This window comes from Pseudovibrio sp. POLY-S9, assembly GCF_001431305.1.
Lineage (GTDB): Bacteria > Pseudomonadota > Alphaproteobacteria > Rhizobiales > Stappiaceae > Pseudovibrio.
Window position 1 is genome coordinate 89,330 of sequence record NZ_LCWX01000122.1, and the last position, 4,722, is coordinate 94,051.

A 4,722-nucleotide genomic window follows, 5' to 3' on the forward strand; every position below is an offset into this window, starting at 1 on the left:
AAGCCGCCCAAGCCATAGCCTCCCACTTGCAGGAAGCTAAAGGAAACTGGTGGATCAAGGCGGCACGGGTTTAGGCTGAGCGTGGAAACCAAACTTATGTGCATGCAGGCTTTGCCATAAGTCTCTTTTTAAAAGTCGTCTATGCTGCCAAGCGGTTCCACGATGGGGGCTAACCTCCCCATCTTTTCACCCAGAGCAGACACGCCTTTACCCCTCACAGATTACCCAGATCATTCAGAAGCCGAAGACAGTCTGCTGTGATCTGGTTTGCCTCGCAATTTGCCTTCAATCCAAAGTTGTCCTCACATGCACGCCACAACAACTAGCTAAATTCCCAAAGGTAAACTCTTGATTCACCGTATCTTTTCAACTGATGTGACGACATCATCAAGACAAGTTATGACTCAATAAGTTTATTTGATTTTGATTTTCTCCGCTCTGAAATCATCCTTCAGGCATAATAATATGCGGAGAGAATATGACTAATCAGCCTAAGTTGACCACTGCTTTTGGTTCCCCCGTCCCCGACAATCAGAACATTCAAACTGCAGGCCCCCGCGGTCCAGCTCTGCTGCAGGATGTTTGGTTCCTCGAAAAAATGGCCCACTTCGATCGTGAGGTTATTCCTGAGCGCCGAATGCATGCCAAAGGTTCTGGCGCTTATGGAACGTTCACAACAACCAATGACATCACCAAGTTCACTCGCGCTAAGATATTTTCCGAAGTTGGCAAAAAATCCGATTTATTTATGCGTTTCTCGACAGTGGCAGGAGAACGTGGCGCTGCTGATGCAGAACGGGACATTCGCGGCTTCGCCATAAAGTTCTACACTGAGGAAGGCAATTGGGATCTGGTGGGCAACAACACACCAGTCTTCTTCCTCCGCGATCCGCTAAAGTTCCCAGATCTGAACCATGCAGTGAAACGTGATCCGCGCACCAACATGCGCAGTGCGGATAACAACTGGGATTTCTGGACGAACCTGCCTGAAGCTCTGCATCAGGTCACAATCGTCATGTCAGACCGCGGCATTCCGGCGACTTATCGCCATATGCATGGATTTGGCAGCCATACCTATAGTTTCATCAGTGCAGATAACGAGCGTTATTGGGTTAAGTTCCACTTTGAAACCCAACAAGGTATCAAAAACCTGACAGATGAAGAAGCCGCTCAAATCGTTGCAAATGATCGCGAAAGTCATCAGCGAGATCTATATGACAGCATTGAGAATGGCGAATTTCCGAAATGGACACTGTCAGTCCAGATTATGCCAGAAAAAGAGGCTGGCAATTATCACATCAATCCGTTTGATCTAACCAAAGTCTGGCCTAAGTCCGACTACCCGTTGATCGAAGTTGGCGTGCTTGAACTGAACCGAAATCCTGAGAACTACTACGCTGAAGTTGAGCAGGCTTCATTTGCGCCGTCCACAATTGTGCCCGGCGTCAGTTTCTCTCCCGACAAAATGCTTCAGGGCCGCCTGTTCTCTTATGGGGATGCTGCGCGGTATCGTCTTGGAGTTAATCACTCGCAAATCCCGGTCAATGCACCGCGCTGCCCATTCCATTCCTATCACCGCGACGGAGCCATGAGAGTTGATGGCAACAACGGTTCACGTATCGGATATGAGCCGAACATGTTTGGCGAATGGCAACAGCAACCAGATTTCTCCGAGCCACCACTTTCCATAGAAGGAGCTGCGGGTCATTGGGACCATCGGGAGGATGAAGATTACTACTCTCAGCCTGGCGCTCTTTTCCGCTCAATGAATGCAGACCAGAAAGAAGCTCTGTTTGCAAACACAGCCCGCTCGCTTAGCCCCGCACGTATCGAAATCCAACACCGTCATGTCCGCAACTGTTACCGCGCGGACCCTGCTTACGGCACAGGTGTTGCAGCTGCGCTCAACATCAGTATCGCAGATGTAAAAGACATCTAAGTTACATTGATAGCCAAAGATCAGGGGCTCTGCCCAAGCCGACCAACCAACCAATAAAGGCCCCTGATCCACAATTGCCGAAGTACATTCTAAGGGGAAAATTCAATGGATTTCAAAGGTAACGATACCCGTATCAATCGACGCACGCTTATAACACGCGGTTCCACGATGGCTGTCGCCACAGGAGCATCTGTCGTTGCAAGCAACGCCTGGAGTGCAAGCAAGAACGAGGAAGACTTAAGCGCCAAAATCCTTCAGGTCATATCGGAGCTTGAAGCAGAAACAAATTCTGAGCTCGCAGCTATTACCTGGTCCAGACAACATATCGCGAACAGATTGCGGGCATCACTTAATTTGCCTATTGAGCAGGAAGAGTACAACAAGAATTATCGGGATTATTACGACCACAAGCTGCAAAAGGCATGATTTAGGTATATTTTTCAATGCACTGCTGCACTTTTATTTTCAAACGAGCAGCAGTGCGAACTCCTACTTTATTTAGATTTTTTGCTCAAGGCACGTCTTCAACACCTGCCATCACTTTACCCTTGGTACACAAGTCTCACTCCCAGTACAGCCAACAAAAAAGCGCCGGGCATTTCTGCTGCGGCGCTTTTCAATTTCTTCGAACTGCTCTCTGATCAGCTCACACGAGCAATACAGAAGTCGACAGCTTCTTTCAGCGCCTGCTTGGCAGGACCGTCTGGCAGGCTGGCCAGAGCTTCAATTGCAGAGGCGCCGTAGTCGCGTGCACGCTGTACTGTGTCAGCTAGAGCGCCAGTGTCGTTCAGCAGCTTGATGGCATGATCCAGATCGCCGTCTTTGATGTCTCCATCTTCCAGACAACGTTTCCAGAACGCCTTGTCCTCATCACTGCCACGCTCCATCGCGTAGATGACAGGCAGTGTGATCTTGCCTTCGTGGAAGTCGTCACCAACGTCCTTGCCAAGATCAACAGTCGCTCCGCCATAATCCAGCGCATCATCAACAAGCTGGAAGGCATAACCAAGCTCAAGGCCGAACTTGCGCGCCGCAGCACGCATCTCGTCACCTTTATCGGCAATCTCCGGGCTCACTTCGCAGGCAGCTGCAAACAGAGCGGCTGTTTTAGCCTCAATCACCCGCAGGTACATCTCAAAGGTCGTGGTGGTATCCTGAGCGGCGCCCAGCTGAAGCACTTCACCTTCAGCAATGATCGCGGAGGCCTCAGACAGAATGCGCAGCGCTTCCAGAGAGTGCACATCAACCATCATCTTGAAAGCCTGACCAAGCAGATAGTCACCCACCAGCACGCTGGCCTGGTTGCCCCAAAGCTTGCGAGCAGCCAGCTTACCGCGGCGCATATCGCTTTCATCGACAACATCATCATGCAGCAGAGTTGCCGTATGCATAAACTCTACAGATGCTGCAAGGATGACATGTCCCTCGCCTTCGTAGCCAAACATCTGTGCAAACGCCAGTGTCAGCATCGGGCGCAAACGCTTCCCACCTGAATCGATCAGATGGCGCGCAATTTCCGGGATCAGCTCAACATTAGAACCGGCTTTGGAGAGGATCAGCTCGTTCACCTTCTCCATGTCACCTGAAACGAGCTCTACGAGCCCCTGAATTCCAGCTGGTTTGGCTGTCTGAGATTGAAGACCAACAACGCCCACGGGATACCTCTATTTTGATTCCAACGGGACAATAGGTTGGTAGATAGTCTCGGGCAAGCTTTAGTAAGAATTTGCTGCCAATAAAGTAGTGTCGAAGGGATAATTTACCAATCACAATTAGTTTTTTTCACAATACCAACCCTAACCTGCATACTTTCTGGCAAAATAGGCAACTCTCTTCAAGAGGACACCATCGTGGAAGAACTCATCAGAACAACAGATCCCGTCCTCATCTCGCATCTTGAAGCCCTGCTGGGAGATGCCGAGATCATCTACTTTGTCGCTGACACCAACATGAGCATACTGGACGGCTCCCTTGGCTTTTTGCCGCGCCGGATCATGGTGGAAGCAGACCGTATGGATGAAGCTTGTCAACTTATGCGTGATGCTGACCTGGGACACTACCTAAAAGACGCGTGAAAACTTCTCTTTAGATAAACAATAGGGATTGCATGAAAACCGGCAGCCTGTATCAGTGCGTTATTGCGACTTTTCTTGATCCGGCGCCGCCATGACCAACCCTGAAACACCTCAATCTCAGCAGCAAACCACCAGGGACAAGTTCCTCGGCGGTAAAGTCATGGTTGAGCAACCTGCAAAAGGCCGTCATAGAGCGGGGCTTGATGCCGTCTATCTGGCCGCATCCCTGCCGCAAAGCACCACAGGCACGCTTTATGATTTGGGCACTGGCGTCGGCACTGCAGCTTTTTGCGCCGCCCACCGCCTGCCAAACATCAAAGCCGTCGGCGTTGAAGTTGACCCCGTCACCGCAGCGCTGGCCCGCAAAGGCCTGTCCCTGCCGGAAAACGAAAGTTTTGCTGACCGCGTCTCCATTCTGGAATCCAACCTCACCGCAAAGGGCAGCATTCGCCACCAAAGCGGCCTTGGCTCTTCCATCGCGGATCATGTGATCATGAACCCGCCCTACTACGACAGTACCCGCTTTCGCGTCACCCCGAAGTCAGACCGTGCGCCAGCCCACGCGCTGGATGAACGCGGCATCGAGCCGTGGATCAAAACCGCGAAAGATCTGCTGAAGGACGGCGGAACACTCTCCATCATCTTCAGAGCAGATGGCCTGCAAGACCTCCTCGACCCCATGCAACGCCGTTTCGGTGCCATTGATAT

5 protein-coding genes are annotated in these 4,722 nt (G+C 51.1%); 4 read left to right on the forward strand and 1 reads right to left on the reverse strand.

Features of this window, described 5'->3' with window-relative positions; genetic code table 11:
• The first annotated feature begins 478 nt into the window (after positions 1-478).
• Positions 479-1,939, forward strand: a complete 1,461-nt coding sequence (locus tag PPL9_RS09930) for a catalase (RefSeq protein WP_057462547.1) — start codon at positions 479-481, stop codon at positions 1,937-1,939.
• A 105-nt stretch (positions 1,940-2,044) separates the two neighbouring features.
• Complete coding sequence (locus PPL9_RS09935) at positions 2,045-2,365, forward strand: hypothetical protein (RefSeq protein WP_208989282.1); 321 nt, start codon at positions 2,045-2,047, stop codon at positions 2,363-2,365.
• A gap of 215 nt (positions 2,366-2,580) precedes the next feature.
• On the opposite strand, the gene PPL9_RS09940 is transcribed toward PPL9_RS09935, so the two are convergent.
• Complete coding sequence (locus tag PPL9_RS09940; RefSeq protein WP_057462548.1) at positions 2,581-3,594, reverse strand: polyprenyl synthetase family protein; 1,014 nt, start codon at positions 3,592-3,594, stop codon at positions 2,581-2,583.
• A gap of 195 nt (positions 3,595-3,789) precedes the next feature.
• On the opposite strand from PPL9_RS09940, the gene PPL9_RS09945 reads away from it, so the two are divergent.
• Together PPL9_RS09945 and PPL9_RS09950 are read left to right on the forward strand one after the other, a co-directional pair.
• Complete coding sequence (locus PPL9_RS09945) at positions 3,790-4,014, forward strand: DUF2007 domain-containing protein (RefSeq protein ID WP_057462549.1); 225 nt, start codon at positions 3,790-3,792, stop codon at positions 4,012-4,014.
• A 91-nt stretch (positions 4,015-4,105) separates the two neighbouring features.
• A partial coding sequence (locus tag PPL9_RS09950; RefSeq protein WP_208989283.1) for a methyltransferase occupies positions 4,106-4,722 on the forward strand: 617 nt, incomplete at its 3' end.

Coding starts and splice junctions, on each gene's coding strand:
- PPL9_RS09930 (WP_057462547.1), top strand. CDS start 479: ATGACTAATCAGCCTAAGTTGACCACTGCTTTTGGTTCCCCCGTCCCC.
- PPL9_RS09935 (WP_208989282.1), top strand. CDS start 2,045: ATGGATTTCAAAGGTAACGATACCCGTATCAATCGACGCACGCTTATA.